The 17,212-nt window shown below is 42.5% G+C and carries 11 protein-coding genes; 8 read left to right on the top strand and 3 right to left on the bottom strand.

The window, feature by feature from the left end:
- The first annotated feature begins 284 nt into the window (after positions 1-284).
- Entirely contained in the window at positions 285-1,790 is a 1,506-nt protein-coding gene (locus tag NYE25_RS31050) for an alpha/beta hydrolase family protein (RefSeq protein ID WP_076298603.1), read from the top strand.
- A 430-nt stretch (positions 1,791-2,220) separates the two neighbouring features.
- Here NYE25_RS31050 and NYE25_RS31045 read toward each other — a convergent pair whose 3' ends face one another.
- Positions 2,221-3,114 carry an AraC family transcriptional regulator gene (locus NYE25_RS31045; RefSeq protein WP_341061677.1) on the bottom strand — a complete coding sequence of 298 codons (894 nt, stop codon included), beginning with the start codon at positions 3,112-3,114 and terminating at the stop codon, positions 2,221-2,223.
- Between the two features lie 197 nt (positions 3,115-3,311).
- Between NYE25_RS31045 and NYE25_RS31040 the strand changes: the two genes are divergently transcribed.
- From NYE25_RS31040 to NYE25_RS31020, 5 genes are all read left to right on the top strand, one after another.
- The gene (locus NYE25_RS31040; protein WP_076283258.1) at positions 3,312-4,163 is read left to right on the top strand and encodes an aldo/keto reductase; all 852 of its coding nucleotides are present in this window, start codon (positions 3,312-3,314) and stop codon (positions 4,161-4,163) included.
- Between the two features lie 167 nt (positions 4,164-4,330).
- A complete protein-coding gene (locus NYE25_RS31035; protein ID WP_341147842.1) occupies positions 4,331-6,235 on the top strand; it encodes an ATP-dependent DNA helicase in 1,905 nt (634 codons plus the stop codon).
- Between the two features lie 580 nt (positions 6,236-6,815).
- The gene (locus NYE25_RS31030) at positions 6,816-7,859 is read left to right on the top strand and encodes a YeiH family protein (RefSeq protein WP_042186676.1); all 1,044 of its coding nucleotides are present in this window, start codon (positions 6,816-6,818) and stop codon (positions 7,857-7,859) included.
- Positions 7,860-7,972: 113 nt separating this feature from the next.
- Complete coding sequence (locus NYE25_RS31025) at positions 7,973-8,785, top strand: MerR family transcriptional regulator (protein WP_341147841.1); 813 nt, start codon at positions 7,973-7,975, stop codon at positions 8,783-8,785.
- A 203-nt stretch (positions 8,786-8,988) separates the two neighbouring features.
- Positions 8,989-10,926, top strand: coding sequence for an FAD-binding protein (locus NYE25_RS31020; RefSeq protein ID WP_341147840.1), 1,938 nt, complete (start codon positions 8,989-8,991; stop codon positions 10,924-10,926).
- A 73-nt stretch (positions 10,927-10,999) separates the two neighbouring features.
- On the opposite strand, the gene NYE25_RS31015 is transcribed toward NYE25_RS31020, so the two are convergent.
- Positions 11,000-11,416 (bottom strand): MarR family winged helix-turn-helix transcriptional regulator, encoded by a 417-nt coding sequence (locus NYE25_RS31015; RefSeq protein WP_149643875.1) that lies wholly within the window; start codon positions 11,414-11,416, stop codon positions 11,000-11,002.
- Positions 11,417-11,553: 137 nt separating this feature from the next.
- Here NYE25_RS31015 and NYE25_RS31010 point away from each other — a divergent pair, with 137 nt between their 5' ends.
- Positions 11,554-12,012, top strand: coding sequence for a DUF2798 domain-containing protein (locus NYE25_RS31010; protein ID WP_042186683.1), 459 nt, complete (start codon positions 11,554-11,556; stop codon positions 12,010-12,012).
- Positions 12,013-12,104: 92 nt separating this feature from the next.
- The gene (locus NYE25_RS31005) at positions 12,105-16,196 is read left to right on the top strand and encodes a choice-of-anchor I family protein (RefSeq protein ID WP_341147839.1); all 4,092 of its coding nucleotides are present in this window, start codon (positions 12,105-12,107) and stop codon (positions 16,194-16,196) included.
- Positions 16,197-16,269: 73 nt separating this feature from the next.
- Here NYE25_RS31005 and NYE25_RS31000 read toward each other — a convergent pair whose 3' ends face one another.
- Positions 16,270-17,199, bottom strand: coding sequence for a MerR family transcriptional regulator (locus NYE25_RS31000; protein ID WP_341147838.1), 930 nt, complete (start codon positions 17,197-17,199; stop codon positions 16,270-16,272).
- Positions 17,200-17,212: the final 13 nt, after the last annotated feature.

The raw sequence follows: 17,212 nt of genomic DNA, 5'->3' as shown, positions 1-17,212 counted from the left end.
TAGTAATGATTTAATGAAATTTTTAAGTCAACATGATATCAAATCAGAAATACATGTTCAGTAATTAAATTTGTCAATATCCCTTGGGCATGACATGCGGCGGAGGGGGCTTTTCTTTCCCCTACATAACAGCATATTGCACTGCGCCATCGTCACGAAACCTTACAAAAGTGTTAGGTAAATGTCATCTAGATCAATGAATTGTCATCTAGATCAATGGCATCAACCTAACAGCTCCTCTATACTAATCCATTGATAGGATTATTTTTAAGGGGGAGTTGGTCGTGAGGTTTTTTGAAATGCTGCTATTCTTTACAAGTGCCAGTTTTTTGGCACTCCTGTTCATTTTAAATCAACGTATTCGAAGATCTGCTTTGCTCCTGACAAGCGGAGCAGGCTCCATTTTTTTAGTGATACATTTGCTTGTCGAAGGATACAGGGTTCAACTTGTATTTTTATACGGATTTACGATCCTGATGCTTATGCTTTCGCTTAAAGACGTTTTCATAAAGCCGAAAGTCGCTCGGACTGCCTCGCGAATTCGTAGGGTGCTGGGCCGCCTTTTTATCGTGATTGGGCTAATAGCAACGGGGTGCTTCATATATGTGTTTCCTGTATTCGACTTTCCGGCGCCAACCGGCGAGTTGCAGGTAGGCACGAAAATCTTTCATTTCATAGACCAAAACCGGGAGGAAACATTTAGCAAAACCGCGACAGGCAAGAGAGAGTTGATGGTTCAGGTATGGTATCCGGCTCAAGATGGCACCGGCAAGTACGCTCCCTTTATTCCAGATACCCAGATTTTACGTTATATGGCTATGAACTATGGCCTTCCCGGGTTTACTTTACAACACCTAAAGTACGTATCCAGTCATGCTTATTCGGAGGCTGAAATCTCTTCTGCACAGACTTCATACCCACTGATCCTTGCGAATCCCGGCTTCGGCTCTTCCAGGTTCCTCCACACGGCGCAAGCTGAATATCTCGCGAGTCACGGATATATCGTGGCAGTGATTGACCACACCTACAATACATTTGCAACCAAGTTTCCAGACGGTCGAATCACGACCAGCACAACTAACGATTTATTCTCGCCTGACCATGATTACCAGACGGAAAGAGGTAATCGCGACAAGTTGGGTAAAGTTTTAACCGACGATGTGGCGTTTGTGCTGGACCAATTCGAGCTCATCCAATCGGGGAAGATTCCAAGTCATCTAAAAGGGAGAATTAATCTCGGTAATGTCGGTGTATTCGGTCATTCCATCGGCGGAGCGACGGCCTATGACGCCTCTTACGATCCGCGAATCGCGGTTGGAATAGACTTTGATGGAGGGCTTTATCGTTTGCGTGAAAGAGAGGGTCTGCGTAAGCCGTTTTTGTTCATCCACTCGGAAAGCGAATTTGAAAAATTAAAAATGGTGATGGATAACCGGGTCTACACGGATTCAGAGCTTAACCGTATGGGCTCAACAAGAGAGTGGGAGGATAAAGTAACGGAAGATAAAAAGTTAGAACTTGAACGGATGCGCCAGACAGTCGACGAAGGGGGACAGGTTCTCTATATCGAAAATACGGAGCATTTGAATTTCACCGACGTACAGTTCATTACTCCGATATTCAAAATACTGGGCGTTACCGGAAAGGTTGCTCCCGAAAGAGCAAACTCCGTTATTAATGCCTATATGCTTGATTTCTTCGATATGTATCTGAAAAATAAAGGCGGAATCTTAATGAAAGGACCGAATAGCGGCTTTCCGGAGGTGAAGTTCGTAACCTCACTATTATAAATTACGTAACAGGCTACCGATTTTGATAAGCTCCTCTTCAAGTAGACAAAGGTTTAATTAATAACCGTTACTTGAAGGGGAGTTTTTATTTTGTCTAAGAAGAATGATGTTCCCATTCGCTTTAAGCAGTGTTCTGTTAATCCTAATTTGCTTGAAGATCCGACTCACAGACTCGTCAAGCTTGTTGCTATTGAACGGAGGGTATATGAAACAAATTAGAGTCTTTGGACCGCAGAATTTCAGAGTCGCAACGACGGAAGTTCCGTTATTGGCACCCGACGAGGTATTGATCGACCTGCAAGCTTGCGGCATCTGGCTGTCGTGTGACCGGCTGCCTACTAGTCTTACTAAGTTATCGTTTCTTACAGTTAGCTATGCTCGCCCTTATTTGGGTCAGTTACTATTTAAGATTAGGTTTTATCTAAACGTGTTATGCCTTCAGACGCTTTACATCCTGTTTAGGAGGAAAACCAAACATGCGGGAATACTCACGGCTAAATTGCGAAGGACTTTCATAGCCTACTCGAAATGCCACATCGGTGGCATCTGCTGACTCGGTTAGTAATAACCGGCGGGCTTCCTGAAGTCTCAGATGTTTTTGGAACTGAATAGGGCTCATTGCAGTTACTTCTTTAAAGTACCGATGAAACGAAGAAACACTCATATTCGCTATTTCGGCAAGCTCCTCAATCTTAAAAGAACTAGCATAGTTATTCATGATATGTTCAATAACATCTTTGATTAGATGAGTTGAGCTTCCTTCCATTACAATATGCTCCAATGCAATCCCATTTTGCCCTTGTAGCACCCGATAAAGAATCTCTTTTGTAAATAATGGAGCTAACACTGGAATGTCTTTAGGCTGATCTAACAAACGAGCTAACCGTAGGACCGCATCCATTAAGGAAGACTCCATCTGGCTAACAAACATAGCTCGCTTAGGATTTTCTTTAGCGTAAACTCGAACTTCAGATTCCTGTAAAACCTCTAAAATTTGACTTGGTGTAAATTCAAGCTTGAACCCTAAGTATGGAACATCGGAAGTGGCTTCAGTGACTTGGGCGGTAACTGGCAGGTGAACGGATGCAATGAGGTAATCGGAGGGGGTGTATCTAAAACGCTCCTGTGCCAGCCATACCTCCTTAGCCCCTTGTACCACCAAACATAAGGAAGGTTTGTAAACTCCATGCTTTGGTATGGACGCATTCGAGTCACGCATGAAAAATAAAGAGGGAATAGCCGTTTGGTGAACACCATCTTTTTCTGTGTAATGGTCAATGATTTTTACGAGTTCATTCTGCTGTTTAGTGATTATTTCAGGCATTTGATCCTCTCATTTCGTTATCTCTTTATAGTCTGATTATAGTCTATATTCATCCCTTACATAAGTGTTAGTGAGAGGATTAGGCAAACATTTGGCAAGAATGGGATAACGGTCGCTTTGTCATCAGGTACATAATAAGGATATGCAAACAGAAAGAGGATTTACACTTAATCATTGAAAACTTGGAGGGTAATATTATGCAAAAAGTAGTTTTGAACAATAATGTTGAAATGCCTATACTCGGTTTTGGTGTTTATCAGATTCAAGATGCAAATGAATGTGAGCAAAGCGTTTATGACGCTATTATGGCAGGTTATCGCCTGATTGATACTGCCGCCTCTTATCTAAATGAAGAAGCAGTTGGCAGGGCGATTAAACGGAGTGGCGTGGCAAGAGAGGAATTATTTATCACTACAAAGCTTTGGGTTCAAGATACGGGTTATGAGCGCACAAAGAAAGCATTTCAACAATCACTGAACCGATTACAGCTTGATCATTTGGACTTGTATTTAATTCATCAGCCATTTGGCGATGTGTTTGGCTCATGGCGAGCTATGGAGGAATTATATCGTGAGGGCAAGATCCGTGCTATCGGCGTTAGTAATTTTCATGAGGATCGTTTGATTGATTTAATTCTTCATAATGAAGTAGTCCCAGCTGTAAATCAGGTTGAAACGCATCCTTTCAACCAGCAAATCGAAAATGCGGAATTTATGACTGAAAATAATGTTCAAATCGAGTCATGGGCACCTTTTGCTGAAGGGAAAAATAATTTGTTCCAGAATGAGTTACTGGTATCCATAGCTGAAAAGTATAATAAATCCGTGGCTCAGGTGATTTTACGGTGGCTCACACAAAGAGAAATCGTTGTGATTCCGAAGTCAGTTCGTAAAGAAAGAATTATCGAAAACTTCAATATCTTTGATTTTGAATTAAGCCAAGAGGATATGGCATCCATTGCTACGTTAGATACGAATCAGAGTTTGTTCTTTTCACATCGGGATCCTGAAATGGTGAAATGGATTGGTACTCGTAAACTCGATATCTAACATATTTTCGAATGAACTACTTTGTAATTACTCCAATCTTATGAGATAATAGAGTTTTTCCGTTGATTCTATTTTTCATGGCATAACGTGATATGCCTGATCAAATATTGGAGGTAGGCTTGTTGGCGACACAGTATCCTTTTGAATATGATCGGACCAGACCTTTTATGGAGCAAGTAGGGGAATGGGTCGGCGATGTATTCTATGAAATTCTTCCTGAGGCAGGATTTGAAGTTCGTGATGAACAGATTTACATGGCGTTTCAGGTGGAGCGAGCTTTTGCTGAGAAGAAGACGATTTTTGCTGAGGCAGGGGTCGGTACGGGTAAGACTTTAGTGTATTTGTTATATAGCATTTGTTATGCGCGGTATATGGGTAAACCTGCGATTATCGCTTGTGCGGACGAGTCCTTGATTGAGCAGTTGGTGAAGCCAGAGGGTGATATTGCCAAGCTTGCGAAGCATCTGAATATGAATATTGATGCCAGACTAGCGAAATCTCCAGATAAATATATGTGTCTGAAAAAGCTGGATCATGCTCGCAACAATGATGATGGGAGCTTGCCGCTGGAGAGTTTATATGGTACTTTACCTGATTTTGTACATTCTCATGCACCGATGCAGCAGTTCCATGCCTATGGCGACCGTAGGGATTATCCAGATCTGAATGATGAACAATGGAATAAGATCAACTGGGATACGTTTCAGGATTGTTTTACTTGTGATATGCGTCATCGCTGTGGACAAACGTTGTCCCGTGATCATTACCGGAAATCAAGCGACCTGATCATTTGTTCCCACGATTATTACATGGAGCATGTCTGGACTTATGAAGCGCGTAAACGAGAGGGTCAAATTCCTCTGCTTCCAGAGCATTGTGCAGTTGTGTTTGACGAAGGGCATTTGTTAGAATCTGCCGCCATGAAGGCGTTAGGCTATAAAATGAAGCATGTTGTCTTTGAAGAACTAATCTCTCGTCTGTTACAGAATGAGATTCGTGAAACGCTTGCTGCTCTTATCGATGAAGCGATTATGCAAAGTGAGCAAATGTTTAAACACATTCGTCGTCAATGCCGCACCATTCCTGGATCGGATCGAAAAAGCATTGAGCTAAATGCATCGCTAATCCGTGAGGTGCATCGCATGCGTAGTGTAATTGCCGCTATTGAAGAAGAATTAGTATTCGAAAGTGGACTGTACACGATTGATGAATATCAATTGCGGATTGTGGAAGAACGTTTGGAGACCATAGAGATCGCATTGAGGTTGTTTGAGGATTCAGGTGCATTAATCTGCTGGGCGACAGAAGATAGCGATGGCTTAACGCTGTCGGTCATGCCGCGTAATGTTAAAGAAGTACTTCAAGACAGCTTATTCACGCAAAAAATGCCAATCGTATTCTCTTCGGCTACATTATCCGTGGATAAATCATTCCAATACTTGAAGGATAGTCTTGGGATACACGACTTCCTGTCTTTCTCTGTAGACTCACCTTATGATTATGAGCACCAGATGAATATCTATGTACCTGAGCTTCAGAGCGGTGATTTTGCTGAGAAAATGAAGATCTCCCTGAAGCTTATCCAGCAGACAGAAGGAAGAGCCCTGTTGTTATTCCGTACTCGAGAAGAACTTCTGCAGTTCAAGCAGCTCAGCTCGCAGAGAGCAGAATCCAGCAAGTATTCTTTCCTCTATGAGGGGGATCAAGAGATCAGCTATCTGATCTCAGCTTTTCAGCGGGATGAGCATAGTGTGCTTTGTGCGGTGACACTGTGGGAAGGATTAGATATACCAGGACCTTCACTATCTAATGTGATCATTTGGTCGCTACCTTATCCTCCGCTTGACCCTGTATTTATGGCAAAACGTGCGGAGACTTCCAATCCTTTTGAAGATGTGGATTTACCTTACATGCTGCTAAGACTTAAACAAGGAATGGGACGTCTGATCAGAACGGGTACGGACCAAGGAATTGTGACGGTACTTGCGGAAGCTGAAGGACAACATCCCGTTCACGAGTATATAACTTCTGTACTCCCGAAGGGAACTAAGCTCCAGAAGCTTGAAGTGTAAATTTAAAAAAATTAATATAGGAACACAATTGCTCTTTTGGAGAGGTGGATGCTTCGGTATTCTCCTTCTCGAAGGAGTTTTTTTGTGTGAATGTGAGGAAATAAAGTAGCTAATTGAGATGACGGGTAGAGGATAAACCTGCAAAAATACATCTTTTATTGATATAAGCAATCGCTAACCGACTTATTCATGCGGATCTGCAGTAATACTTGCGTCAGAATTCATTTTCAAGTGATAAGCGGGGGGATTGCTGTATTTTTGCAGTATTTACCGATGTGAAAGAGGATATCAGAACATTTGATGTACTTTAGCAGGAATTCACTAATTCGGTCATGGATTGGATAAGTGTATGCCGGATCATTGTCAGTCGCAGATGGGGAGAGCGAATAACATTTAATAATGAAATGGCGCTCATGTACATAAATGAGTTTTTGCATGGATTCAAGCATAAGGAATACTAATCTTACGGATAGTATATTGGTATTTAACTTTCGAGCCATGGCGTATTATTGTTGATTCATGGGGGAAGGGAAATACATACCTCCGTCATCTAGAGATTCATACAAGGGGTGTACACGACATGGGGGATTCACAGGGATTATACCAATCGAACAATAAGAAACAAGTTGGTTTTGCACTTGGCATTGGGTTAACCTTAATCATTGCATTAGTCGCAAAATATTTAGCAGGCTTTCCTTTTCTCTCTATTATGGGCCAATTGGTCATTGCTATCTTAATCGGAATTATTTGGCGGGCAACAGTTGGAGTGCCGGGTACGATCACCCATGGCACTGATTTTTCCAGCAAAAAGCTGCTACGTCTAGGGATTATCCTGCTCGGTATGCGGTTGAATTTAATGGATATTGTTGCTGCAGGTCCACGGGTATTTCTACTGGCTGTGATTGTGATCGTATTTACGATCTCTGTTGTATACGGACTTGCCCGACTATTCAAGGTTGATAAGCGACTCAGTATCTTAACAGCCTGTGGAACAGCGATCTGCGGTGCGGCAGCGGTGGTGGCGATTGCTCCACAAATCAAAGCCAAAGACGACGAAACTGCGATTGGCGCAGCGATAGTTGCAATTTTAGGTACAATATTCACGTTGCTATACACATTTTTGTATCCTTTACTAGGCTTATCGAATCTAGGCTATGGGGTTTTCTCTGGAGCGACCTTACATGAAATTGCTCACGTCATTGCAGCAGCAGATGCAGGTGGGAGTGCAGCAGTAGATATGGCGGTTATCGTCAAATTGACTCGGGTGGCCTTACTCGTTCCTGTCGCTATCTTAATTGGGGTTTGGACCAATCGTGCAGAAAGAAAAGTGCAAGGTGGACAGTCTAAAGCCTCATGGAAAAGCATTCCTATTCCTTGGTTTATTCTAGGCTTCTTACTCGTCAGTGGTGTGAATTCATTAGGGATCGTATCAGCATCAGTGGCAAATGGAATTGTAACGATAGCTTATATGCTAATCGCTATGGCGATGGCTGGACTTGGTTTAAACGTTGACTTGGCGGCATTTAGACGACTGGGGATGAAGTCTTTTGCAGCAGGGCTTATAGGTTCGGTCTTGTTGTCCTTAGTTGGATTTACATTAGTTCACTGGTTTGGTCTGGCGTGATCTTTTGCATACATTAGAATCGTAAGAAATGAACTACTTCATATCTAAAAATGGTCCTTCTGTGTATCATTTCATGTGGCTGGGTATGCATGATATGGATGGAGGGACATCAGTTGAAATATTGCATAGGGGAATTTGCTTCCATTCTCGGTGTGACTGCGGATACGCTGAGGTTATACGAGAAACATGATATTGTTAGACCCACTAAAGATAACAGCAATAATTACAGATATTTTAATGATTTAGATGCAAGAGATTTGCTTATGAGTAGATGGTACAGAAGTATGGGAATTCCATTACCGGAAGTGGCAAACCTCATGAAGGAGTCTTCTTTAGAGCAAGTTATGGGTAGGATGCAAGAAACAGCGTTGAATTTAGAAGAAGAGATCAAGCAGAAGACGATGCTGCTTAATAAGATGAATGAAATTCATAAAGAACTCAGGGGATTAGAGTCCTTTTTATATACGTGTAAACTTAAACAACTGCCAGGTATGTACAGACTAAAGCAAACGGATAAGAATGCATTAATAAAAAATGATATGGTTAAAAGCTTGGTCAACACTTGGATGGATTTACTTCCTTATGCATTTTATTCTTTTAGAATTGAAGATACAGATAACTTTGTCAGCGAAAACAATAATTTTGATTACAGCTGGGGCCTTACCTTACTAGAGGAAGAAGCGCAAAAATTCGAAATGGATAGCGAAGAATATGCAGAGTATATTAGCCCAAGTCATTGTATCTCAGCTACCATATTATGTCCGGATGAAAAATATATCACGAAGAACTCTTTGCAGTTCATGATCGACTATATTGAGGCTAATCATTATGCCATAACGGGAGATGTGGTCGGGAAATTATTGCTTACTGAGAAAATCGAAGGCCAGAATAGATCTTATTTGGAAGTGAATATCCCAATCCAATAGCTTCTATTATTAAACATCTGCTCTTTGAGCGGGTGTTTTTTTCTAGTTGGACAAAAAGTATACATTGACCTTGGTGCTGCACCAAGGTTTACACTTCGGTATATAGCCTGTCGGATTACGTTGTTGATTAACAATTAAGTTTGTGAAAATTATCACGTTATCAGTTTCAGGTTATAAGATTTTAGACACTGGGGGAGAACAGAATGCGTAACAGAAATTTCGTCAAGAAAATGCTCATGTTATCTTTTTGTATGGTGCTGATCGTTTCCATGCTGAGCGGATGTACGGGAAATCGGGAGTCGGCTAATTCGTCGTCATCGTCCTTTAAAGCGGGTACGTTCACTGGGGAAGCGGAAGGTAAAGAGGGAATTATTAAGGTAGAAGTAACTATGGATGAGCCAGATAAAATTAAAGATATTAAGATTGTAAGCCAATCGGAAACAGGGGGCCTAGGCGATAGCGCACTTGAAAAAATGAAAGAACAAATTCTAGAAGGACAAACCTTGGCGGTTGATGCTGTTAGTGGTGCCAGTCTTTCCAGTGAAGCCATGCTTGCCGCTGTAGAGGATGCCGTAACCAAAGGTGGAGGTAATCTAGAAGTCCTCAAAGCTGGAGGTGTCAAAAAAGCCGGTGAAGGGAAAACAGAAAAACTGGAAACCGACGTTGTTGTAGTGGGCGCTGGAGCATCCGGTGTATCTGCAGCGGTTACAGCAGCTGATAAAGGTGCGAAGGTTATTATTATAGAAAAAACTGGTGTCATCGGGGGAGCAAGTAATCTGTCTTGGGCAGGTAAGTTCTACAACTCCTCTGCTGCTACTAGTAATAATCTAAAAGTAAATGTGGAAAAAGAAATTGCGGATTGGATTGTCAACAATCACTGGAGAGTGGATGCAGCAGCGATTAGACAATATGTTACTAAATCCGGTGAAACTTACGATTGGTTAGCCGAAAAAGGATATAAAACTAGCTTCCTGAACTTCTTCGGTGAACAACTACATGTGCTGCCGGCTTATGAAACCCGTGAAGAGACCCTTCGGAAAATGTTGTCCGAATCGGTTGAACAACATGGCGGACAAGTGATCACAGAAACGACTGCCAAGAAGCTGATTACGAATGAAGCTGGAGAAGTTACGGGAGTAGTCGCTGAGAAAGCAGACGGTACAACGCTAGAAATCTCAGCGAAGAGTGTCATAATGGCAACGGGTGGTTATGCTGCAAATAAAGAGATGGTTAAAGAGGCTTTTGGTTTCGAAGGGGTTAACGGTGGATTAGGACAAAACGTAGGGGAAGGTCTCGAAATGGCATGGGAAGCTGGAGCTAAGGTACCGGACAACTTCGGTGGACAAATGCTTCACCAAACATTAGCTAGAGCAACACAAGGTCTAAAAGCACAATATGAGCCTTTTGAAGCAAGTTATCCACTAATGTTGACTTATCTTCCGAATTTCATGAATGTAGGTACTTCTGGCGCAAGATTCAGAGATGAAGCAGCGACTCTAACTTCGGTTGCAGCAGCGAACACAAGTGCATTTAATGGACCCTATCATATGGTTATTGTCTCGAAATCCCAATTGGATGCACTTCAGACCAAAGGAATGAACGGTGTTCATGCACCAAGTCTTCCAGGAATGCCACCGGAATTCTATGCTGAATTTGCGGATCAATTTACACTTGAGAACCCTTGGGCAAATGTCGGGAAAGTATTTGATTCGATGGTGGAGAACGGAGATGGCTTCAAAGGAAATACGATTGAAGAATTAGCTACGAATGCAGGAATGGATGTTGACGTGTTTGTAGAAAATCACAATAGTTATAAAGAAGCGACAAAAACTGGTGTTGACTCTGAATTTGGTAAAGCTGCTGAGTATTTAGAACCTATGGGTGAAGAAGGTCCATATTATGCAATCATTGCTGAAATCAATAACTTGGGTTCTGTTGGGGGCTTGCTAGTAAATACAAAGTTCCAAGTTCTGAATGATAAACGGACGCCAGTGAAAGGATTGTTTGCTGTGGGTCTTGAATCTGAAGGCGTGTTGTTTAACGATACTTATGTTGGAAACGGCGTTGGTATTGGGTACTCCTTTACCTCAGGTCGTCTTGGCGGGGAGAGCGCGGCAAACAGTGCTTTGAAAGCTAATTAACGACAATTTCCCGGAAAATAATTGAAGATTTTTAAAGACGCAGGGTGGAGCCCTGCGTCTTTTTTGCTTGAGCTTAGAGCCATTCTTCTTTTAACAAAGATTTGAGATGCTCTACGTTAGCTGCCCCAAGCTTGTTAGCGATTCTTTGCTCTAATTCGATTTTGGTGATCATCATTCTTTGATTGCATTCGATACCCTTCTGGGTAAGGATGATGTTTTTGTCACGTTGATTTCCTTTGACCTCCACGGCTTCTACATAGTTGCGGGATAACAGTCCTTGAATACTTTTATGCGTACCCTGTCTTGAAATATGAATAATTCTACTGATTTCTGAGATCGTGAGCATTTCATGTGTTTCAAGAACTGCTAGGATATGGGATTCAGTCTTATTAATTTGGTCCGGGTCTTGGTCAGTCACTATTTTACGTAGGGCTAGATGTTTCTCACTAAGTAAATCAATAAGATTCATTTCTTGCAGATGGTTATCCATGTGAACACTCCTAAATCATCGCTCATTAATCCAAGTATAAGTCATTTGTATTTATTGTCAACTTGGTTGACTTAGTTGGAATGGCTGTGATATTGTAATCCAGGTTGACAATACTGAAAGATAAAAGGAGCTTGAAGATGGGAAGAAACAAAAAAGAAGCATTATTATTTACATTCATCATGTGTGCTTTGATGGTGCTGGGTATGAGCATTTACAATGTAGCGCTGATGGAGGGCTGGTCAGGTACGTTAGTTAAAGATGTGATCATCGGCTACGTACCTGCGTTTGTAGTTGCATTTATTCTGGATGTCTTTGTTGTAGGGAAAGTTGCGAAAGGGATCGCACATAAGCTGGTAAAAGAGAATGATCCGATGATCAAAAAAATCATGTTCATCTCCTTTTTTATGGTAACTGGAATGGTGCTGTTTATGTCCTTCTATGGCGCAGTTCTTCATGTAGGGTTCACCTCAGCACTACCGATGGCTTATCTGTCTGCGATAGGTAAGAATTTCATTGTTGCACTTCCACTGCAAATTCTATTAGTCGGGCCTCTTACACGATTTATATTTGTGAAAATTACTCCTGCTACTGCATAGAGAATGTTTACATCACCATTACGCAAATCTGCAGGTTAGGTAATACTATTACTCTATATTGATAGAAACTATCAATAGGAGTGAAAATCTACTTGAAACCCACAGGAAAAGCTATTGTTTCTCTTATGCTTACAGCTGAGATGTTGTTAGGTTCCGCTTGGATGGCAGGTCCAGCAGTGGCTGCATCCGTTCAATCAGGTACGCCTTATACGGCAGACGGTCAATACAATGTGAAGATTCCTCATATTATTGTTAATCAAGTTTATGGTGGGGGTAACACTGCCGATGCATCAGGTGGATTTTTCTCGAAAGGTTACATTGAAATATTTAACCCAACCGATTCCGATGTGAGTTTAGTAGGTTGGTCTATACAATATTCGGATCCTAAGCTCTCTGGGCAATGGAGCAAGTTAGATTTGAACGGAACCATTAAAGCTCATTCTTCTTATCTCATCACCGATGATGCCAACAACAAGGATCACAAAAACGATATCAGTGCCAAAGGCGATCAGTCCTGGCCGGGGATGTATTTTAATAACAAAGGCATGAAGGTTGTTCTACTAAGCAGTACAGACTTGTTGCAGGTTGTGAATCCATTTCAAACAATGTCAAGTAGTTACGTGGACATGATTGGTGTAGCAGCAAATGATGATAATGCTAAGATAGATGGATACGAGACGGACTATCCTACGGGGAAAGCGGAAGGTACTTCTAAACAAAAGTCCGTTCGACGCGTTGATTTCGTAGATTCAGACAACAATAAAGCAGATTTCAAACAGATTAGCTTTGATTCCTTAGATGCTTCAGCTTTGGCCTTGGCAAAGCCACATAACAGCGCAGATGGACAATGGGGAATAAATGTAGGCGATCTTGGCATCGCAACTCAGAATCTTTCAGAAGCAAAACTCGGATCGCCTTATTCGGTAACATTGTCCGTTTATGGGGGAGTAGAACCTTATTCTTTTGAAGCTACGGGTTTACCGGACGGACTATCACTGGATGCAGCATCTGGGAATATTAGTGGAACTCCGACGAAAGTAGGGGCGGCCACCGTAAGTATCGCAGTGTATGACAGTTCGACACCCCGGAAGAAGACAGATGCTATAGTACCACTGAATGTGGCGGAAGCCGCAGCACCTTTGACTCCAGATCTACTTAGTGTAACTAAGATCGGCGGATACGCTGTAGGCGTGACCAATAAAGATGGCGGCGTGGCGGAGATCGTGAAGTTTAACCGTGATAACGGCAAGTTCTACCTCGTTAATGGTTCATCTCACCCTGCAACAGTCGATATTGTGAATCTCAAGGACCCTTCTAATCCGCAAAAAGAATATAGTATTAATGTAGAACAGCTATCCGAAGTGGATGGATTTACATACGGAGACCTGACGAGTGTAGATATCAACACCGCTACTAAACGGATCGCTGTAGCCATTCAAGAAGAAGATGCTATGAAGAACGGTAAGGTTCTTGTACTCGATTATGATGGTAAAATGTTGGCTTCTTATGAAGCTGGAGTACAACCGGACATGGTGAAGTATACCGATGATGGTCGTTACATTTTGACAGCGGACGAAGCTGAACCACGCACGACTGTCGGTGATCCTGAAGGTAGTGTAACGATCATTGATACGCTCAAGGACACTTCGATTCAGGTGAAGTTCGATAACCCTGATGCAATTGATGATCTTGTCCATATTCGTGGAGTAGCTGATCCGGTAACTAAACAGATTACGGGCAAAGGTGAAAAAAAGGATGCGATACGTGATCTGGAGCCGGAGTTTGTGGTGCTTTCTGATGACCAGACCATTGCTTATGTAGCGCTTCAAGAGAATAATGCTATTGCTGCCATCGATATTGCCTCCAAGCAGGTTCTATGGGTTAAAGGATTAGGTTTCAAGGATTTAAGCCTTCCTAACAATGCTCTGGACCTGGTAAAAGATAATAAAGTGAATTTAGAAAATGTTCCATTCTTCGGTACGTATATGCCTGATGGTATAGATCAGTACACGGTCGGAGGTAAAACTTATCTGTTCACGGCCAACGAAGGTGACGCAACGGAATGGGATAGTAAGGTGAACGTGAGCTCAGTCAAAAAAATGAAGGGCTCATTAGATCCGGAATCAGATGCGGCTAAGTTTCTGAATAAAAATAAAGATAAATATGATAGTGTAGAAGTTATGTCTGACATGGGCAATGATGGGATTTACTTGTACGGTGGCCGTTCATTTTCCATTTGGGAAGCAGATTCTATGGAACAGGTCTACGATAGTGGCAGCGACTTTGAAAAGATTACCGGAGAACGCCTGCCAGAATATTTCAATGCAAGCAACAGTAACACGACCATGGATAACCGTAGTACCAAAAAAGGACCGGAGCCTGAGTATGTCAAGGTAGGCAAGGTTGGACAAAAAGCGCTGGCCTTTATTGGTCTTGAGCGAATCGGTGGTCTGATGACTTATGATGTGACGAATCCAGAGGAACCGAATTTTGTGAACTATATTAATACACGTCAATTCACACCTGCGAACACCATTGAAACGGACACTGGTCCAGAAGGTATCGAATTTATTTCGGCAACATCAAGTCCGACTGGATTGCCATTAGTACTCGTAGCGAATGAAGTTGGTGGTACTGTGGCCATTTATCAATTGAATGTATCGAAGGTAACACTGAATCGGACTTCTTTGTCATTGAAGGTTGGCGAGGCTTCAGCAACGCTTGAGGCTAGCGTTGTTCCTGCTGAGGGTGGATCGAATGTGGTAACTTGGAGTTCTTCGAATCCAAATGTTGCTTCCGTTGATAACAACGGAAAGGTCACTCCCTTGGCAAAGGGAACAGCGGTTATCTCCACCTATAGCGCAGATGGTTATGGCGTAGCTGAATCTACTGTGACCGTATCCGCAGCAGATCCGGTGATTTCAAATCCGGGACCTGGTACAACGGTAACGACTAAAGATCCAGTTAAACAGGCGACAACACCAGCTGTAACCACAGAAGGTAATAAGATTATCGTAGAGGTTAAGGCTTCAGCGGATGCAGAAGGTAAGTTGGTTGCCTCCGTTACTTTGGATATGGTTACAGAGGGACTTAAGTCTCTGGCGAATAATGCTAATGGTCAGTTGATATTCCGCTCTAAGGTTGATGCAGCTTCAGGTGAAGTTCTACTTAACTTCCCATCGAGTGCTTTTGCGGCACTGACAGGTAGTACTGCAAAGTCAGTTGTATTTGAAGCAGGAGCTGGTACGATAACGTTGGATCGTATTGCACTCTCGGCTGTGCACACAGCAGCAAAGGGTGAGGACATTAAGCTGTCCATCGGCAGTGCGGACATGGATGGGAAAGGCAAAGCTCAAGCTGTGGTTGGCAGTCGTCCAGTAATAAACATGGCGATTTCAGCTGGCAGTCAGCGTCTATCTAACCTAGGTGCTGGTTTTGCGACAATAACAGTGCCATATACACTAGGAGCAAATGAAGATGCTAATGCAGTCGTAGCTTATGATTTGACGAATGCGGGGCAAGCGGTTGTACTAGCAGGCAGTAGCTATAACGCAGCAAAGGGACAACTGAATTTCCAAATTTCACAATTCTCCACGTATGCAGTAGGGTACAACAAAGTGAGCTTCTCTGATATTGGCAGCAGCTTTGCTAAAGATTCTATTACGTATTTGGCAGCTCGTGATGTAATTACCGGCATTGGTGAAGGTAAGTTCGGAGCTAAGAGTCAACTAACCAGAGCAGATGTTACCTTGCTCCTAGCACGATTGGCTGGTGTTAATCTGGGCGCAGAAGGAGCAGGAAACTTCACAGATGTTAAGGCTGACGATTATTATGCGGCAGCGGTAGCGTGGGCTAATCGCAAGGGAATTGTTACCGGCGTGAGTGATGGACAGTTCAATCCTCGGGCAAATGTAACTCGTGAGCAGCTCTCTGTCATGATCGTGCGATTAGCGAAAGCTATGAACTGGACATTGCCTGTAAGTGGCGACAGTTCAGCTTTTGCGGATCAGAAGTCGATAAGCTCTTATGCTCTTGAAGCAGCCGCAGCTGCTCAGCAGGCAGGAATTATTTCAGGCAAGCCTGTTGCAGAAAGTACGGGGCTTAACTTTGCTCCAAAAGATACAGCGTCTCGTGAAGAAATAGCTCAAATGTTAGCGAAGCTGTTAATGCTGAGTCAATCTTAAGCGATCATCATATTTCTTGATGACAATAGAAACGCTCTCCAATGCCATGATGGGCAAAGGAGAGCGTTTTGTTTTATGCTCTCTTTTTTACAGGTTCGAGCAGATTTAATACATACTCATTTCCGCTGCCTTTGGGACTATCGTTACGGATATGCTCCTCAAGACATAATCTTGAATCGTGGTCAGCTTGATAATCAAGGTTATTATCCAAAAAACTCATCAGTGCTTGCCATGAGCCGTAGATATCATCACTGCTTTCCGTCATCGCATAGAGACCGCCGTCGAACCGCATCTCTTTAAGGTGGCTTGGTATTTCTACATTTTCAGGAATGGAGGCACAGAATCCATAGCCATAAGGGTTATTCTCACCACTAGGATGCGGATTTGTATTCCCGCCAAATAAACGTGCCGTCCCCAAGAGGTGTTTAACTTCCAACCATTCCAAGACAGGTAGCATAGCTTCATCCTCTGGGGATGTACTGACTGCAATGTTATAAGCAAATCTCATAGTTGGAAGTGTAATGAATCTTACATGGATAGGTGGAGAGTGTTTAATTGTTGTCATAGATAGAACCTCCTCATTCTCATTCAAATCATCCAATGTATTGCATGATTCTTCATTCAGCTCTAATAACAAATGGTTAGTTATGGACTCCTCCGTACGTGCGGATATTAATTGTAATAAGAAGCGGATTTCGCGATCTTTTTGTGTTAGCTTGGATTTCTCATTATGAATTGAAGCGGATTGCTGAAGAAGTGTTTCATACAAGGACTGTACGGACATGTTCTTTAGAACGGTTCCGATATCTTTAATACTAATATCAAGCTTTCTTAATAATGCAGTGATTTGAATGGCAAGGATTGCGTGCTCATCATAAATTCGCCAACCCGAGCTAGCCTCACGGTGACTTTCAAATAATCCTTGTGCTTCCCAGTGACGCAACGTCCGACTCGTCAGTCCGATTTGCGTAGAAAGCTTATCAATGGTCACAAATCCACTCATAGACAACTCCCGT

It is taken from the genome of Paenibacillus sp. FSL E2-8871 (assembly GCF_038000345.1).
Classification (GTDB): Bacteria; Bacillota; Bacilli; order Paenibacillales; family Paenibacillaceae; genus Paenibacillus_AQ.
This window is presented reverse-complemented; position numbering and strand designations above follow the sequence as displayed.

Excerpts from the sequence above, each read along its gene's own strand:
- NYE25_RS31045 (WP_341061677.1), bottom strand. The coding sequence starts at position 3,114 with ATGCCTGAAATAATCACTAAACAGCAGAATGAACTCGTAAAAATCATT.
- NYE25_RS31040 (WP_076283258.1), top strand. The coding sequence starts at position 3,312 with ATGCAAAAAGTAGTTTTGAACAATAATGTTGAAATGCCTATACTCGGT.
- NYE25_RS31035 (WP_341147842.1), top strand. The coding sequence starts at position 4,331 with ATGGAGCAAGTAGGGGAATGGGTCGGCGATGTATTCTATGAAATTCTT.
- NYE25_RS31030 (WP_042186676.1), top strand. The coding sequence starts at position 6,816 with ATGGGGGATTCACAGGGATTATACCAATCGAACAATAAGAAACAAGTT.
- NYE25_RS31020 (WP_341147840.1), top strand. The coding sequence starts at position 8,989 with ATGCGTAACAGAAATTTCGTCAAGAAAATGCTCATGTTATCTTTTTGT.
- NYE25_RS31015 (WP_149643875.1), bottom strand. The coding sequence starts at position 11,416 with ATGGATAACCATCTGCAAGAAATGAATCTTATTGATTTACTTAGTGAG.
- NYE25_RS31010 (WP_042186683.1), top strand. The coding sequence starts at position 11,554 with ATGGGAAGAAACAAAAAAGAAGCATTATTATTTACATTCATCATGTGT.
- NYE25_RS31000 (WP_341147838.1), bottom strand. The coding sequence starts at position 17,199 with ATGAGTGGATTTGTGACCATTGATAAGCTTTCTACGCAAATCGGACTG.